This is a genomic window from Leucobacter sp. NPDC058333, assembly GCF_042726155.1.
GTDB lineage: Bacteria > Actinomycetota > Actinomycetes > Actinomycetales > Microbacteriaceae > Leucobacter.
On the sequence record NZ_JBHXHV010000002.1, the window covers coordinates 1 to 15,964 of the forward strand.

Sequence of the window (15,964 nt, forward strand, 5' to 3'; positions counted from 1 at the left end):
TGTCGGGGATTATAAATTAAATTGGCATAAGACAATTTAAGTGCACACTATTGAGTTCTCAAAGACCAGACACCACCCGTCACCCCCAACCAAGGGAAGCTCCGAACGACAACCTGTCTAACTTACCACAAAACCTGTGGCGAGAAGCGCATGTAAATGAGCCGGACCATTTTCAAGTCCGGCTGCGTCGCGCTGACAAAGGAATACATTACGGTCACCACCCGTCCACCAGCAACTACAGCCCACATCCCGGGCGTGTCCCCGCACGAAACCGCCAATCCACCCACGAGACACCCCACCGACACACACGGTCCCCGAACCCCAATGTGGCGGGAATCAACTCCGAAACCGGTGAAACTGGCTCCGACACCGCGTACGCCGGGCGCGTCACCACGGGTGATTAGATAGTGGAGTGAATGTACCCACCGCTACGCCGGCTTCCCCCTCCCCCTCGGACTTCGTGTTCGAGGTCGATCATCGTCTCTCCTCCGGCGGCGCCGTCGGCTCAGATGGTGCCCCTCTCGGGCGAACCGGAACGATTCAGACTCCGCACGGTGTGATCCAGACCCCGGCCTTCATTCCGGTCGGCACCAAGGCGACCGTGAAGTCCCTGCTTCCCGCGACCGTACGCGAACTCGGTGGTCAGGCCGTCCTGGCGAACGCGTATCACCTGTTCTTGCAGCCGGGCAGCGATCTTGTCGACGAGGCGGGTGGGCTCGGCAAGTTCATGAACTGGGACGGCCCGACCTTCACCGACTCCGGCGGGTTCCAGGTGATGTCGCTCGGCGTGGGCTTCAAGAAGGTGATCTCGATGTCGGAGTCTGCGCACTCGGGCGCCGAGGTGATTGCGAAGAACAAAGAGCGTCTCGCGCACGTCGACGAAGACGGCGTCACGTTCAAGTCTTTCTTGAACGGTGACAAGCACCGCTTCACGCCCGAGGTGTCGATGCGCATCCAGCACGAGCTGGGCGCCGACATCATGTTCGCGTTCGACGAGTGCACGACGCTTCTGAACACTCGTGAGTACCAAGAAGACTCGGTCGCACGCACCGAGCGCTGGGCGGTGCGATGCCTCGATGAGCACGCTCGGCAGACCGCCGACCGCGGTCACCGTCCCTATCAAGCCCTGTTCGGTGTGGTGCAGGGAGCGCAGTACGAAGACCTGCGTCGCCAGGCGGCCGGGGGTCTCGCCCGGTTGACCGGCGCGGAAGCTACCGAGCAGCAATTCGATGGCTTTGGCATTGGTGGTGCGCTCGAGAAACAGGAGCTCGGCACCATCGTCAGCTGGGTGACCGACGAATTGCCGGAGGCGAAGCCCCGCCACCTGCTCGGCATCTCGGAACCCGACGATCTCTTCGCTGCCATCGCGGCCGGCGCAGACACATTCGACTGCGTCGCGCCCTCGCGACAGGCACGCGGCGGATCAATGTACTCCCCCACTGGTCGCATCAATGCGAAGTCAGCCGGTCAGCGCCGCAAGTTCGAACCGCTCGACGACGAGTGCGACTGCTTCACCTGCGAGAACTACACCGCTGCGTATCTGCACCACCTCTTCAAGGCGAAGGAAATGCTGGGCTCGACCCTCGCGACTATCCACAATGAGCGCTACATCGTACGACTGGTCGACCGCATTCGGACGAGCATCGTCGACGGCACGTTCGCTGAACTGCGCGACGAGGTGCTCGGCCGCCAGTACGGCACCGAGTTCGCGCGCGCAGCCGCAGCTCGTACGGCGACCGCTGGTGTGACGGCTCGCGACTAAACGTCGGGCTCGTCTACTCGTCGACGAGCCCGACGCCCAGCGCGCCGTGGATCATGTCGAGATTGAGTTTCGCGGCGACGCGCGCACCATTTCCGGCCGCGATCACCAGCTGTTGTGGTCCGGGCGGGACGATGTCGCCGACCCCGTAGACCCCCCGAATGGAGGTCTCCCCGCGCTCGTCGACCACGACGAGTCCCCAGGTGTCACGGGCGATGTCGAGATCACCGAGAAACTCGACCGGGGCGTGCCAGCGCGGGCGCACGAATCCGCCGACGCGCGGAATCACCTCACCGTCGGCGAGGCGCACTCCGGTCATCTCGGCACGTTCACCCACGATGTCGTCAATGGCGCGACGCTCCACCCGGATACCAATCCGCTCGAGCTGCGCCTGCTGCTCCGGCCGCACGGTGTCGGCCCCATGAGTGAAGACAATGAGATCCGAACTGAAGCGGCTGATGAGCAGCGCGCGCGCGAACACATCGCTCGTCTCACCGATCAGCGCGAGCGGCTTGTCGGTTTTTTCGAAACCGTCGCACTCGACGCAGCTGTGCAGCGCGGTGCCGTAATATGCGCGAATCATCGGGAACGCCGGCAATTCTTCGGTGAGCCCGGCCGCGATCAGCACCCGGCGAGCAACGAATTCGGCGTCGGCCGAACCGCGAATCCCGGTGCCTCGCACAGTGAACCCGATCCCGTCAGGGAAGCCCGCAGCGCGAGCCTCGTCCGGGGAGAGCGGCGTGACCTCACGCGTGATCGCCTGAGTGTAAATCGCGGTCGGGTAGCTCTCGAATTCCTCACGGCCGAGCCGACGCAGCTCAAGCGGCGACGCACCGTCGCGGGTCAAGAAACCGTGCGATCGAAGCGTTGCCGAGTGCCGCGGCCGATTGCTGTCGAGGATCGCGATGCGACGGTTCGCACGCACGAGTTGCAACCCCGCCGATAAGCCCGCTGGCCCACCGCCGATGATTGCCACGCCGATTGGCGCCTCGCTGCTGGTCATGTGCTTCCGTCTCCGAACGCTACGCCGTCAGGTGCGCTTCCAATCGGCGCAGACGAGCCAGCGACTCGTCGCGACCGAGCAACTCAAACGATTCAAAGAGCGGCGGTGACACACGGCGGCCCGATGCGGCGACGCGGAGCGGCCCAAACGCGAGGCGCGGCTTGATGCCGAGGCCGTCGATGAGTGCTGCCTGCAGCGCTTCCTGAATACGTTCGGTCTGCCACGCCACGCCCGGCACCGCTTCGAGTGCCGTGATACCGGCGGCGAGCACCTGTGGCGCATCGTCCTTGAGTGACGCAAGCGCATCATCTTCGTACTGCAGCTGATCCGCGGTCGTGAATAGGAAGCCGAGCATGCCCACGACGTCGGAGAGCACGGTCACTCGGCTCTGCACCAGGGGCACCGCTTTCGCGATGGTCGCGAGCTGCGCCTCGTTCGGCTCGATCTGCAACGCGCCACCGGCGATCAGATACGGCAAAATTCGCTCACCGAAGTCGGCCTCCGACAGCAACCGGATGTGATCTGCGTTAATCGAGTCGGCCTTCTTCTGGTCGAAACGCGCCGGATTCGGGTTGACGTTGGTGACGTCGAACGCGGCGACCATCTCATCGCTCGAGAAGACATCGCGATCCGGCGCGAGTGACCAGCCCAGCAGCGACAGGTAGTTCAGCAGCCCCTCGGGAATGAACCCGCGTGACCGGTGGTGCAGCAGATTCGATTCGGGATCGCGCTTGGAGAGTTTCTTATTGCCCTCCCCCAGCACGTACGGCAGGTGGCCGAACTGCGGAATCGCCTGGGCGATGCCGAGCTCAACGAGCGCGTGGTACAGCGCGATCTGTCGCGGAGTCGACGACAGCAGGTCTTCGCCGCGGAGCACGTGGGTGATGCCCATGAGTGCATCGTCAACCGGGTTCACCAGCGTGTACAGCGGCGCACCGTTCGGGCGAACCACCACGAAGTCGATCGTCGCACCCGCGGGGAACGTGATCGGACCGCGCACCAGATCTGTGAACGAGAGGTCTGAATCGGGCACTCGGAAGCGCAGTGCCGGCTCGCGACCCTCGGCGCGGAACGCCGCGCGCTGTTCGTCGCTCAGGTCACGGTCGAAGTTGTCGTAGCCGAGCTGCTTCGGGCGGCCTGCTGCGATGTTGCGCGCGTCGATTTCCTCGGCCGTCGAGAAACTCTCATAAAGGTAGCCGCCCTCGACGAGCTGCGCGATGACGCCCTGGTAAATCTCGCCGCGCTCTGACTGGCGGTACGGACCGTGAGGGCCGCCCACATCAATGCCCTCGTCCCAGTCGAGCCCGAGCCAGCGCAGCGAGTCGATGATCTGGCCGTAGCTCTCTTCGCTGTCGCGGGCCGCATCGGTGTCCTCGATGCGGAACACGAATGTGCCGCCGGTGTGCCTGGCGTACGCCCAGTTGAACAGTGCGGTGCGCACCATTCCAACGTGCGGGGTGCCGGTCGGCGACGGGCAGAAGCGAACGCGAACATCGGCGCCGGTCGCGGTGGAAAACTGGGGGCTCTCGGTGTGTGACATCACCGACATTCTAGCGTTGGGCGAGCGCTCCGAGGCGAACCGTCACGGCGATGCCCACGACGATGAGTGCGCCCGCGACGCTCGAGAGTACCGGGAAGCCTCCGACCGCGAAGAGCACGCCGGAGACGGCCCCGAAGACCGCACCCGCCGCGTTCATCGTCGTGTCGGCCTGCCCCTGGCGTGCGGGGCGGTCAGCGACCGGGGTCAGCGACGTAACGAGCGTCGCGCCCGCCACGGTCACCATGCACCAGCCCAGACCGAGCAGCACGAGCGACACCTGCACCACCGGAACTGAATCACCAGCGAGCGCGGTTCCGATCGCCGCGAGCGCAAGCACCGCGAAACCGGCAATCACGACGGGGACCGCGCCAATTCGACTCGCCGCGATACCCGCGAGCGGTGAGAGCGCGTACATGCCCGCAATGTGCAGGCTGATGGTGATGCCGACCAGCTCGATGCTGCCGCCGTGGTGCGTCAGGTGCAGGGGCGTCATCGCCATGATGCCGACCATCACCGCGTGGCCGAGCGCCACGAGCGCGATGGCCAGGAATTGCGGCGCACGGCTACTGGGGTCCAGTGCCGCGAACTCCGCTGACGGAGTTGGTGCGGGCTGGCTGACAGGCGGTGCGGGATCAGCCGCGGCCCGTGCGGCGGCAGCGGCGACCTCGGCAGCGGCGCTGGCTTCAGCCTGCGTCGCGATCCTGCGCGCCTCGAGCAGCGGATCTGGCCTGAGACCGAGCCAGACGACGAGCCCGGCGGCAATTTGCGCAACGATCGCGAAGACGAATATTCCGGACAGCGCGTGGAGGCCGAGCGCGGCCCCGAGCTTCTCGCCCGGCCCGATCAAATTGGGGCCGATGACGGCTCCAACGGTGATCGACCACACGACCAGCGAGAGGTCGCGGGCACGATTTGCGGGAATCGCGAGATCGGTGGCGGCGAAGCGAGCCTGCAATTGCACAGCTGCCGCGATCCCGAGAAGCGCGAGCCCAACGAACAACAGCGGCGAGGCCTCGATGCCCGCTGCAAGGATCACGATCACCGCACCGGCGACAGCCGTCAGGTTGCCCGTCGCGAGCGCGACTCGCCTCCCCCGACGTGCCGCGAGCCGAGCGAGCGGAATACCTGCGATAGCGGCACCGACCGCGTTCATCGTCGAGCCGAAGCCAGATAGCGCGGGATTCCCAGTGACATCAGTGATGAGCAGGGCACCGGCGGAGAGCGACGCGCCCACACCGAGGCCGCCGAGCACGGTCGCGAGCGCGAGCACGGCGACCGACCGTCGTTGCAGCGCGCGCTGTGAAGCGGCGACGGTGGGCGAGGACGTCCGTGACTGTGATTCCGTCACGCTGAGACCTAGGCGTTCTGAAGAACAGGCTCGAGGTGCCAGGCTGAACCATCGACCGCGGCGAGTAGCCTCTTCGCGAGCCGCACCTGGGGGCTCTCGTTTGCCGTCGCCATAGAGACGAGCCCGATCGTGCGGTAGCGCGGAGGATCGAGCGGCAGGGCGCGCGCGTCATCCGGCAGGATCCGCGCGGCGGCAAGTGCGAGCCCGGGTACGAGAGCAACCGCGCCACCGGCCGCCGCCATCGCGAGCATCGCCGGTACGTTATCGGTCTCCTGAATGATGTCGGGCTCGAAGCCAGCGTCGCCCGCGGCTGCGAGCAGGTGCCCGCGACACTTTTCGCACCCGGCGATCCAGTGCTCGGCAGAGAAGTCGCCCAACCGGGCCGTCTGCTCTCCTGCCGCGCGCTCGTCGGAGGCGACCAGGTGCACTTCCTCACGCCACAGCGGCAAGAACGCGCTGCCTGCCGGGAGCTCAGCCGCGCCCTCGTAGTCGAACACGAGCGCGCAATCCACCTCGCCGTCGCGCAGCATTGCGGTCGCTGCTGGCGGTTCTGCCTCGCGGTACTGCAGCGCCACGTCGGGCGCTTCGACTGCGAGTTGGCGCATGAGCATCGGCACCACCGTGGCGCTCGCGCTCGGGAACCCCACCAGCCGGAGAGTGCCAGCACGCTCACCGCGGAGGTCATCAATCGCCGCAAGGGCGGCATCGATCTCGGAGACAACGGTGCGGCCGTGATCCGCCAGGATCTGGCCAGCGGTAGTCAGTCGAATACCGCGTCCGCTGCGCTCAATGAGCGGCACCGCGAGGCGCGTTTCCACGCGCTTAATGCGCTGACTGACCGCCGGCTGGCTGAGCCCGAGGCTCGCCGCTGCCGCGGTCAGCGAACCGGTGGTCGCAAGAGCGTGGAGAATGCGAAGCTCGGTCGAGTCAACGGAACCGAGCGGGTCGCCGTGTCGCGTCGATGTCATGCCAGCAGTGTACACCGAAGCATAACCAGAAGCGAAGTAAAACATAAGAATGATTCGATTTCATTATGCTTCGCGGTCTTCTAGTCTGGCACCATGATCGCCCCCGAAACACTCTCAGCCGTGCAGCAGCGCTTTCCATCCGTGCCCGGGTACCTCTCGGCGTGCACCTCTGGCCTCCCCGCGCACTCGACGACCGCCGCCATGCGGTCGTTCATCGACGAGTGGTCGACCGGGCGCATGGATGCGCACAGTATCAGCGCCCAGGTCGAAGAGTGCCGCGCGCTGTTCGCGAGCCTCGTGGGAGTCGCCGCCGAGCGCGTTGCAGTCGGCACCCAGGCGTCCCAGTTCGCCTCGGTCGTCGCGACCGCGGTGCCCGACAACGGTGAGGTGTTGTGCGTCACGGGCGACTTCGCCTCTCTCACACACCCGTTCGAACTCGAGCAGCATCGCGGCGTCACTGTGAGATACGTCGCTCTCGAAGCACTCGCCGCAGAGGTGCGACCGGAGACTTCACTCGTCGCTTGGTCGCATGTTCAGTCGGCCTCCGGCGCGGTGTCAGACGCGGCTGCCATTTGCGCAGCGGCCGCAGCCGTCGGCGCCCTCACGTGCGTCGATCTCACGCAGGCGGTCGGCTGGCTGCCGGTCGCGGCGGGCGACTTCGACATCACCATTTGCCACGCCTATAAGTGGCTGTGCGCACCCCGCGGCTCAGCGTTCATGACCGTCCGCGCTGGTCTCGACGATGCGCTGCGCCCCGTCGCCGCCGGCTGGTACTCGGCCGACGATCCGTGGTCGTCGTGCTACGCCGGGCACACGCCGCTCGCCGCTGGCGCAGGGCGCTTCGACCTGTCGCCCGCCTGGCCCGTGATCGCGGGCACGGTGGCCGCGCTCGAGACCTTCGCGGCAATCGCCGCGATTGATCCTGCGCTGGCACACACTCACGCGCTCGACCTCGCTAACGCAACCCGTGAGGGCCTCGGCTACACCGCGGGCGACTCCGCGATCGTGACGTGGCGGGACGCCGACGGCGCCGACCTCGCCGCGATGACGCGGGCGGGAATCGTCGCGTCTGGCCGGGCTGGCAACGCTCGCGTGTCGTTCCACCTGTGGAACACGCCCGACGATGTTGCGCAGCTCATGACCGCGCTCGGGCGGTAGCGCTCAGGCCTCAGCGAACGCCTGAGCCTCAGCGACGTCCTGCTCGGTCGCTACGAGCTGGCCGCACGCGCCGTCGATCTCTTTACCGCGGGTGTCGCGCAGCGTCGTCGGCACTCCCGCGGCGTTCAAACGATCGACAAATTCGCGCGTGACTTCGCGGGTCGACGAGGTCCAAATCGATCCGGGCGTCGGGTTCAGAGGAATCGGGTTGACGTGCACCCAGCCGCGACCGCGCTCGTTCAGCTTGTCTGCGAGCAGGTCTGCGCGCCAGCCGTGATCGTTCATGTCTTTGATGAGCGCGTACTCGATCGAGACGCGGCGCCCCGTCGTCTCGTAATAGTGGTACGCGGCGTCGAGCACCTCCTCGACCTTCCAGCGACTGTTCACCGGGATGAGCTCATCGCGCAACTGATCGTCTGGTGCGTGGAGGGACAGCGCGAACGTGATCGGAATGTTCTCGGCCGCGAGCTTGCGAATGGCGGGCGCGAGACCCACCGTCGAGATGGTGATGCCGCGCGCCGACATGCCGAGCCCCTCGGGCGACGGCGCGATCATGCGGTGCACCGCGTTCATCACTCGCTTGTAGTTTGCGAGCGGCTCGCCCATGCCCATGAACACGATATTGTTCACGCGCTCGGCCTCAACCCCGTTGCCGACGCGGCGCGTACCGCCCAACCCACCCTCGGCGATGACCCGATTGGCCTGAACGATCTGGTCGAGAATCTCAGCGGTCGACATGTTGCGCGTGAGGCCAGCCTGACCGGTTGCACAGAACGGGCAGTTCATGCCGCACCCGCACTGGCTCGACACGCAGAGCGTGATGCGACCGGGGTACCGCATCAGCACCGATTCGACGAGCGCACCATCGAACAGGCGCCACAGGAACTTGATCGTGTCACCGTCGTCGGTGACCAGCCGCTTCACCTCGGTGAGCAGCGGCGGGAAGAACGCGGCGGCGAGCTCGTCGCGGCGGTCCTTCGGCAGATCCGTCATCTGCTCTGGATCGGTGGTGCGATGCTCGAAGTAGTGCTTCGACAGTTGCTTCGCGCGGAACTTCGGCACACCCATCTCCCCGACCTTCGCCTCGCGCTCAGCGAGCGTGAGATCGGCGAGGTGCGTGTCGGGCTGCTTCACGCGCGGCGACGCGAACTGCAGCGTCGGCCGACCGTCTGCATCCGCAATCTGCTTCCAGCCCTCGGCCTTTGGGCGCACCTGCGGGCGCGAGGCCACACCGGCCGCGCGTGGCCGGGTCTTCATGAGTGGCGTGCTCTCGGGAGCGCGGTCATGGTTGAGCTTGTTGGGATCCACGTGTCTATTGTCGCAGGTCTCTGCGCCGGCTCCCTGCCGCCCCACTCATCAGAGCAACCGCGAGCGGATCAAAAATCGCTTCCCCTCTGGTGCCTCAAGCGAGAATCCACTGCCGCGACCCGGGATCGCGTCGACCGTCAAGTGCGTGTGCGCCCACACACCAAACTGCTCCCGCGACATCCAGAACCCGATTTCGCGCTGGGCATGCTCGTCAGCCGGGGCGTGCCCGTCAGCCGGGCCGAGCGACGGCAGCTCAAGCGTGCCGAGCAACACGTCCTGACCACCGGTGCGAAACTCCCCCAACTGGTAACACATGGGCGAGCTGCCGTCACAGCATCCGCCCGATTGATGAAACATGAGCGGCCCGTGCATCGCCCACAGACGCTCAATCAGCTCGATCGCAGTCGCCGTGAACGCGAGGCGGCTCTCCGACTCCCCCTCGACCTCCGGTCGCGCCACGGTCAGCGCTGCAGCGGGCTCGCTCATGTGCTCATCTCCCTGTCTTCATGGCTCGGTCAGCTCGACGGCCGGTTTAGAAGAAACCGTCCGCCGTCTCGCGGTAGCTCACGAGCAGATTCTTGGTCTGCTGGTAGTGGTCGAGCATCATAAGGTGATTCTCCCGACCAATGCCGCTCGACTTGTACCCGCCGAATGCCGCGTGGGCCGGGTAGGCGTGGTAGTTGTTTACCCACACACGGCCCGCCTGAATCGCTCGGCCAGCGCGATAGGCCGTGTTACCGTTTCGGCTCCAGACTCCGGCGCCGAGGCCGTACAGCGAATCGTTCGCGATACGAATGGCGTCGTCGAAGTCGGTGAACGTCGTCGCGGAGACGACGGGCCCGAAGATCTCCTCCTGGAAGATACGCATCGAATTGTCACCGCGGAAGATGGTCGGCTGAATGTAGAACCCGCCGGAGAACTCGCCACCGAGATCCTCCACCCCACCGCCGGTGAGTACCTGCGCACCCTCCTGCCGGCCGATGTCGAGATACGACTTGATCTTCTCGAACTGGTCGTTCGATGCCTGCGCTCCAACCATCGTGTCGGTGTCGAGCGGATTGCCCCGCGTGATGCGCTCGGTGCGCTCGACTACGGCGTCAAGGAAGTCACCGGCGATCGACTCCTGGATCAGCGCGCGCGACGGGCACGTGCAGACCTCCCCCTGGTTCAACGCGAACATCGTGAACCCCTCTTGCGCCTTGTCCCAGTAAGCGTCGTCTGTGGCAAGAACGTCCTCGAAGAAGATGTTCGGGCTCTTGCCGCCCAGTTCAAGCGTCACCGGGATGATGTTCTCCGACGCATACTGCATGATCAGGCGGCCCGTCGTGGTCTCTCCCGTGAACGCGATCTTGCGGATGCGCTTGTTCGACGCGAGCGGCTTGCCCGCCTCCGCACCGAAACCGTTCACGATGTTCACGACCCCGGGCGGCAGCAGATCGCCGATGAGTTCAAACAGGAACAGGATCGAGGCGGGCGTCTGCTCGGCCGGCTTGATCACCACGGCGTTCCCTGCGGCGAGCGCGGGGGCGAGCTTCCAGGTGGCCATGAGAATGGGGAAGTTCCAGGGGATGATCTGCCCGACCACTCCGAGGGGCTCGTGGAAGTGGTACGCGACGAGATCCTCGTTGATCTGCGACAGCCCGCCCTCTTGTGCGCGAATGGCTCCGGCGAAGTAGCGGAAATGGTCTATAGCGAGCGGGATATCTGCATTCAGCGTCTCTCGGATCGCCTTGCCGTTGTCCCAGGACTCCGCGACCGCGATAGCTTCGAGGTTCTCTTCGATGCGGTCCGCGATCTTGTTCAGGATCACCGCTCGCTCGGCGGGGCTCGTGCGTCCCCACGCTGGGGCAGCTGCGTGCGCGGCGTCGAGCGCAACTTCGATGTCTTCCGCGGTCCCCCGCGCAACTTCACAGAACGCCTGACCCGTAATGGGCGTCACGTTCTCAAAGTACTGCCCCTTCACCGGGGCGACCCATTCCCCACCGATGTAGTGCTCGTACCTGGGCTTGAAGGTCACCAGCGAATCGGGCCGGCCGGGTGCTGCGTACACGGTCATAGTGCATCTCCTCTGACGTCATTGTCTCAGCCGCTCCGCTCATACGGTTCGGGTACCCCTGACCGTACGACGCGGGAGGTTGCACTGAGGTTGCGCGGGTGTTGCCCGGCCGATGCGCGCGGGTTACGGGTGCTGCCCCACGGGTGCTTTACGTAGCAAGTTGCGCCAGCCTGGCCACCACGCGGGCTCGTTTGGGCGAGAGCGGGGGCAGCACCTGCAGGAGCGTCTCCCACACCTGTGCGTCGTGCGGCGCCCAGTTCTGGGCATAGCCGAACAGTGTGTCGGCGGCTGCCGATTGCAGCATTGCCTCCCGCAGTGTCGCGTCTACTGCGTCGCGGAGTTCTTCGGCGCAGGGGGCGTCAGACGCCGGGAGCACGGGCCCCTCGTAGGCCGCGAGCGCGAGCCGGTGCGCGCCGCGCCCCAGCGCTTCGAGCGTCTCCTGCGCGTCGACGCGCAGCGGCGGGTCAAGCCGGTACGGGCGGGAGCGCAGCGTGATCTGAGGTGCGTGCTGATCGAGCCACCTCCGCAGCCGCACCATCTCTGGCCGCAGCGTGCGCTCATGGTCGGCTTCGCCGTAGACCCGCTCCGCGAGCGTCGTCGCCGAGAGCCCCTGAGGCGCCGCAGTGAGCGCGAGCAGGATCTCGGCGTGCCTGCCACCCACGGGGACTGCCTCACCCCCTCGTTCAAGCACCGCTGGGTCCCGGCCCAGCACCACCAGCCGGGGCGTCGGCTCGTCCGGGCGTTGCGTCGAGACTGCGCGGGGCTGGCGACCGGCGACGGCGCGAGGAGCGTCGGATCGGGATCGAGCTCCGCGATCCTGCTCAATGCGACGTTTCAGCGTCGCGAGCTGCAGCTCCGCCTCGACAGCGGCGAGGGTCGCCTCCATCAGCGGCATGAGGTGCGGCGACGCGGCACCGTCTCCCCCGGTGACGTCGATGACACCGATGATTGCGCCGCTCGCCGGATCGTGCACCGGCGCCGCTGTGCAACTCCAGGAGTGTGCTGCGCGGGAGTAGTGTTCCGCGCCGAGCACCTGGATTGCGTGGTCGAGCGCGAGGGCGCTGCCCGGTGCACTCGTACCGACCGCGCGCTCCGACCAATCCATTCCGGCGCGAAAACCCATCTCGGCAGCGCGGCTTCGCAGTGCCGTGTCGCCGTCTACCCAGAGCAAACGGCCAGCGGCGTCACCCACTGCCACGATGAACCCTGACTCGCTCGCCTCGTCAAGCAGGAGGCGGCGCACGACCGGGAGCACGCTGCCAATCGGGTGAGTACGGCGCAACTCGGCGAGCTGCTCGTCATCGAACGTTTGCCGGTCGGGCACTCTGTCGGGATCCACGGTGAGCCGTTTTGCGCGGAGCCACGATTCAAGCACGACGGGGCGCAGCGAAGTGGCACGGGCGAACTCGGGGAACTCAGGGAGTTCCGCGAAACGATCTCCGATGAAGCTCTCGTGCGCACGCTCAAGCATTCGGCGGCGTTCGAGCGCCGATTCGCCTCGGCGCAACGCGTGCCACACGTTCGACATCCGACCCCCTCTTCGCGGCCTCGATTACTCTGAGCGTACTCGATGGGGCAGGCGTTGTCAGCGGGCGGCTACGTTACCGTTCACACAGCGGAAGTCGACCACGCCGGGGCTATTTCGCGGTCTTCAGACAGCCGCCAGGCGCTCTCCGTCACTCAGCACGATGCCCGGCGCGGTAGAGCGCGAGCAGCCCAGTCATCCCCGAGTCTCGCCACGCAGCAAGTTGCAGCTGCGCAGCCCCCTGGTCTGCCCGACGACGATCGATAAATGCGCGCACGGTCTCGAGGTCACCCGCGTGGGCAAGTTCGTCACCGACGTGCGCAACGAGACGCTCCACGACCTCGACGGCTGGCTGTGGATCGCCCGAAATCGGGTCGACGAGCACAGATCCGAGACCGTTGCGCGCGGCGACCCAGTGCGCGCCCCGCACCACGTCTCGCTGCCACTGCGGCACGGGCTCCCCCGCGCTTGCATCGCGAAATGCGCGCGCGGTGAGCGCACGAAAGAGGAGACCATACGCGACCGCGTCTCGAGGGTCGAGCTGCGCGTCTGCGAGACGCGCCTCGATCGTGGGGTACTTGTCAGAGAGTCGGATCGACCAGTTGACCAGCCCGCTGTCGAGTAGTGCGCCCGAACGCACGAGATCGTTGACGACGCCGTCATACTCGGCGGCGCTGTCAAAACGGGGCGGAAACCCGGCGGTCGCCCACTGCTGCATCGACATGAACCGCCAGTCGGCGTATCCCGTCTCCTCACCCAACCACACCGGCGAATTCGCCGTCAGCGCGACGAGCACGGGCGCCCACGGCGCGATGCGTGCAATGGCGTCGACACCCGCGTCGCGAGACGGCACCTCCACATGCACGTGCGTGCCCGTGGAGTAGTACCGCGTCACCATGCCGCGCATCGTCGCTTCGATGTCGTGGTACCGAGCCTTGTCTACACGGCTACCGTGAGCATCGCCGCCGATGGGCGGCAATCCGGTACCCGCAAGCACGATGCCGAGGTCATCGGCGGCAGCGGCGGCCGACGTCCGAAACCCGGCGAGAAACTCGAGCGCCTGCTCCGACCGCTCGCAGACCGGGGTCGCTGTTTCCAGCTGACAGGCGTAGAACTCGTGCTCAGCCAACTGATCCGGAATCGCCGCGATAATATCGTCGACGCCGTCGCGAGGCGCTCCGGTTTCGGCATCGAGCAGCAAATACTCTTCTTCGATGCCGAATCGCGGCGCTGCGGTGAGGGAATGGGCCATATCAGCACCTGCTCCTTCGTCGGGAGATTCCAGTGTGGCATAGCAGCGAACCCGATCAGGTCACGTGACGCAATCACGCCGCTATGCCACCGGGTGTACGCAACCGGGCTTACGCAACGGGCCTGAGAAAACCGGGCTTATGCAACCCTGTTGCGGAGGATCCCGATCCCCTCGATCTCCACCTCGACGACGTCGCCTGCCTCGAGCAGACCGACGCCGGCCGGGGTGCCCGTAAGAATCACGTCACCGGGCAACAGCGTGAACGCCTCCGACGCGTACGACACGATGCGCGCGAGCGAGTGGATGAGCTGCGACGTGCTCCCGTCTTGGCGCACCTCACCGTTCACGCGGGTGACCACGCGCGCGTCGCTGAGATCGGGATCCGTCTCGATGACGGGACCGAGCGGGCAGAACGTATCGAAGCCCTTGCCGCGCGCCCACTGGCCATCGGCGATCTGAATGTCACGCGCGGTGACGTCATTCGCGCACGTGAAACCGAAGACGTACTTCAACGCGTCTTCCTCTGGCACGTTCTTTGCAAGTGCGCCGATGACGAGCGCGAGCTCGCCCTCGTGCTCGACGCGGTCGGAGATCGCCGGGCGCACGATCGTGTCACCCGGGCCGATGATCGAGGTGTTCGGCTTCAAGAAGAGCAGCGGCTCCACCGGAGCGCCACCGTCGATGCCGGTTACCCCCTGCATTTCAGCAACGTGGTCGGCGTAGTTCTTGCCCACGCAGACGATCTTCGAGCGCGGAATCACGGGCGCGAGCAGCTGCACATCCGTGAACGCGAACCGACGACCGGTGGTGTCGTACCCCGCGACCATCGGGTCGCCGCTGAGCTCCACGAGCTCCACGCCCGTGCCGTTCTCGGCCCGATCGAGCACACCAAAGGCGATCTCGCCGTCGACCTGGAATCGTGCAACCTTCATCGTGCAATCTCCTCAGCGGCGGGCACGATCACGTGCAACCAGTTGTGGCGATCCTCACCGACACCGAACTGAATGCCCGTGAGCTCCTCACGCAGCGACATCGTGAGTTCGCCCGGGGCAGCATCGCCGAAGTCGATCGCGAAGTCGGCGCCCTTGAGCTGCCGAATCGGCGTGATCACGGCGGCGGTGCCGCACGCGAACGCCTCGGTGATGGTGCCCTGGGCGACGCCCTCGCGCCACTCGGAGACGGTCACCTCGCGCTCTTCGACCGCGTGGCCGCGGTCTTTCGCGAGCTGGATCAGGCTGCGCCGAGTGATGCCGTCCAGGATGTTTCCGTTGAGCTGCGGGGTCACGAGCGTGCCGTCGGACCGCACCAGGAAGAGGTTCATCCCACCGAGCTCGTCGATGGTGTCTTCGGTCGCCGAGTCGGTAAAGAGTACCTGCTGGCAGCCGTTCTCTGCAGCGACCTGCTGAGGCAGCAGGGACGCGGCGTAGTTGCCGCCGCACTTCGCGGCGCCCGTGCCACCGCGACCGGCGCGCGCCAGATCCTCAGACAGCCAGATCGAGACCGGCTTCACGCCGCCGGTGAAGTACGGGCCAGCGGGGCTCGCGATGATGAGGAACCGCGCACGTTCCGCTGCGCGCACGCCAAGGAAGCTCTCGTCGGCGATCAAGAACGGCCGCAGGTACAAGCTCTGATCCGCACCACTCGGCACCCAGTCGGCGTCGACCGTCACGAGCTTGCCCACCGCGGCGACGAAGAGTTCCTCTGGGATCTCTGGGAGCGCCAGGCGATGCGCTGACTCGTTCAGACGGCGCGCGTTTGCCTCCGGACGGAAGGTGGCGATCGAGCCATCGGGCCTGCGGTACGCCTTCAGGCCCTCGAAGATCTCTTGCCCGTAGTGCAGCACGGACGAGGCCGGATCCATCGGGATCGGCCCGTACGGCAGCACCTCGGCGTCGTGCCACCCCGCTTCTTTCGTCCACACGATTGAGATCATGTGGTCGGTGAAGTGGTTGCCGAACCCCGGGTCTTGCAGGATCTCTTCGCGCTCTGCGGCGGGCAGGCGCTCGCCCTCGGTGCGGGTGAATGTCAGGTCAGTCATTGAAAATCT

General features: G+C 66.1%; 13 protein-coding genes. 2 read left to right on the plus strand and 11 right to left on the minus strand.

What is annotated here, in order from left to right; translation table 11 throughout:
- Positions 1 to 412 precede the first annotated feature (412 nt).
- Positions 413 to 1,762, plus strand: coding sequence for a tRNA guanosine(34) transglycosylase Tgt (gene tgt / locus ACFWHR_RS07970; RefSeq protein WP_382447764.1), 1,350 nt, complete (start codon positions 413 to 415; stop codon positions 1,760 to 1,762).
- A gap of 13 nt (positions 1,763 to 1,775) precedes the next feature.
- Here the strand turns inward: tgt and ACFWHR_RS07975 are convergent, their stop codons facing one another.
- Genes ACFWHR_RS07975 through ACFWHR_RS07990 form a run of 4 tightly spaced genes read right to left on the minus strand, consistent with a single transcriptional unit; the run spans position 1,776 to position 6,618 of the window.
- Entirely contained in the window at positions 1,776 to 2,762 is a 987-nt protein-coding gene (locus ACFWHR_RS07975) for an NAD(P)/FAD-dependent oxidoreductase (protein ID WP_382447765.1), read from the minus strand.
- 19 nt (positions 2,763 to 2,781) lie between these two features.
- Entirely contained in the window at positions 2,782 to 4,302 is a 1,521-nt protein-coding gene (gltX, locus tag ACFWHR_RS07980; RefSeq protein WP_382447766.1) for a glutamate--tRNA ligase, read from the minus strand.
- A gap of 10 nt (positions 4,303 to 4,312) precedes the next feature.
- Complete coding sequence (locus ACFWHR_RS07985) at positions 4,313 to 5,650, minus strand: MFS transporter (RefSeq protein WP_382447767.1); 1,338 nt, start codon at positions 5,648 to 5,650, stop codon at positions 4,313 to 4,315.
- An 8-nt stretch (positions 5,651 to 5,658) separates the two neighbouring features.
- Positions 5,659 to 6,618 carry a LysR family transcriptional regulator gene (locus tag ACFWHR_RS07990; RefSeq protein WP_382447768.1) on the minus strand — a complete coding sequence of 320 codons (960 nt, stop codon included), beginning with the start codon at positions 6,616 to 6,618 and terminating at the stop codon, positions 5,659 to 5,661.
- 93 nt (positions 6,619 to 6,711) lie between these two features.
- Here ACFWHR_RS07990 and ACFWHR_RS07995 point away from each other — a divergent pair, with 93 nt between their 5' ends.
- Positions 6,712 to 7,776, plus strand: coding sequence for an aminotransferase class V-fold PLP-dependent enzyme (locus tag ACFWHR_RS07995; protein WP_382447769.1), 1,065 nt, complete (start codon positions 6,712 to 6,714; stop codon positions 7,774 to 7,776).
- A gap of 3 nt (positions 7,777 to 7,779) precedes the next feature.
- On the opposite strand, the gene rlmN is transcribed toward ACFWHR_RS07995, so the two are convergent.
- From rlmN to ACFWHR_RS08030, 7 genes are all read right to left on the minus strand, one after another.
- Positions 7,780 to 9,033: a 23S rRNA (adenine(2503)-C(2))-methyltransferase RlmN gene (gene rlmN / locus ACFWHR_RS08000; protein ID WP_382448249.1), complete on the minus strand. Its 1,254-nt coding sequence runs from the start codon at positions 9,031 to 9,033 to the stop codon at positions 7,780 to 7,782.
- A 99-nt stretch (positions 9,034 to 9,132) separates the two neighbouring features.
- Positions 9,133 to 9,570 (minus strand): DUF779 domain-containing protein, encoded by a 438-nt coding sequence (locus tag ACFWHR_RS08005; protein WP_382447770.1) that lies wholly within the window; start codon positions 9,568 to 9,570, stop codon positions 9,133 to 9,135.
- Between the two features lie 46 nt (positions 9,571 to 9,616).
- Positions 9,617 to 11,140, minus strand: coding sequence for an aldehyde dehydrogenase family protein (locus ACFWHR_RS08010; protein ID WP_382447771.1), 1,524 nt, complete (start codon positions 11,138 to 11,140; stop codon positions 9,617 to 9,619).
- Between the two features lie 148 nt (positions 11,141 to 11,288).
- On the minus strand, positions 11,289 to 12,668 hold the full coding sequence (locus tag ACFWHR_RS08015; RefSeq protein WP_382447772.1) for a transcriptional regulator: 1,380 nt from the start codon (positions 12,666 to 12,668) through the stop codon (positions 11,289 to 11,291).
- A gap of 148 nt (positions 12,669 to 12,816) precedes the next feature.
- Complete coding sequence (locus ACFWHR_RS08020; RefSeq protein ID WP_382447773.1) at positions 12,817 to 13,917, minus strand: YbdK family carboxylate-amine ligase; 1,101 nt, start codon at positions 13,915 to 13,917, stop codon at positions 12,817 to 12,819.
- 137 nt (positions 13,918 to 14,054) lie between these two features.
- Entirely contained in the window at positions 14,055 to 14,849 is a 795-nt protein-coding gene (locus ACFWHR_RS08025; protein ID WP_382447774.1) for a fumarylacetoacetate hydrolase family protein, read from the minus strand.
- Positions 14,846 to 15,955, minus strand: coding sequence for a branched-chain amino acid aminotransferase (locus ACFWHR_RS08030; RefSeq protein WP_382447775.1), 1,110 nt, complete (start codon positions 15,953 to 15,955; stop codon positions 14,846 to 14,848). The genes ACFWHR_RS08025 and ACFWHR_RS08030 overlap by 4 nt, the downstream gene beginning before the upstream one ends.
- Between the last annotated feature and the right edge of the window lie 9 nt (positions 15,956 to 15,964).

Excerpts from the sequence above, each read along its gene's own strand:
- ACFWHR_RS07990 (WP_382447768.1), bottom strand. The coding sequence starts at position 6,618 with ATGACATCGACGCGACACGGCGACCCGCTCGGTTCCGTTGACTCGACC.
- rlmN (WP_382448249.1), bottom strand. The coding sequence starts at position 9,033 with ATGAAGACCCGGCCACGCGCGGCCGGTGTGGCCTCGCGCCCGCAGGTG.
- ACFWHR_RS08005 (WP_382447770.1), bottom strand. The coding sequence starts at position 9,570 with ATGAGCGAGCCCGCTGCAGCGCTGACCGTGGCGCGACCGGAGGTCGAG.
- ACFWHR_RS08020 (WP_382447773.1), bottom strand. The coding sequence starts at position 13,917 with ATGGCCCATTCCCTCACCGCAGCGCCGCGATTCGGCATCGAAGAAGAG.
- ACFWHR_RS08010 (WP_382447771.1), bottom strand. The coding sequence starts at position 11,140 with ATGACCGTGTACGCAGCACCCGGCCGGCCCGATTCGCTGGTGACCTTC.
- ACFWHR_RS08030 (WP_382447775.1), bottom strand. The coding sequence starts at position 15,955 with ATGACTGACCTGACATTCACCCGCACCGAGGGCGAGCGCCTGCCCGCC.
- ACFWHR_RS07995 (WP_382447769.1), top strand. The coding sequence starts at position 6,712 with ATGATCGCCCCCGAAACACTCTCAGCCGTGCAGCAGCGCTTTCCATCC.
- ACFWHR_RS07975 (WP_382447765.1), bottom strand. The coding sequence starts at position 2,762 with ATGACCAGCAGCGAGGCGCCAATCGGCGTGGCAATCATCGGCGGTGGG.
- ACFWHR_RS08025 (WP_382447774.1), bottom strand. The coding sequence starts at position 14,849 with ATGAAGGTTGCACGATTCCAGGTCGACGGCGAGATCGCCTTTGGTGTG.
- gltX (WP_382447766.1), bottom strand. The coding sequence starts at position 4,302 with ATGTCACACACCGAGAGCCCCCAGTTTTCCACCGCGACCGGCGCCGAT.
- ACFWHR_RS08015 (WP_382447772.1), bottom strand. The coding sequence starts at position 12,668 with ATGTCGAACGTGTGGCACGCGTTGCGCCGAGGCGAATCGGCGCTCGAA.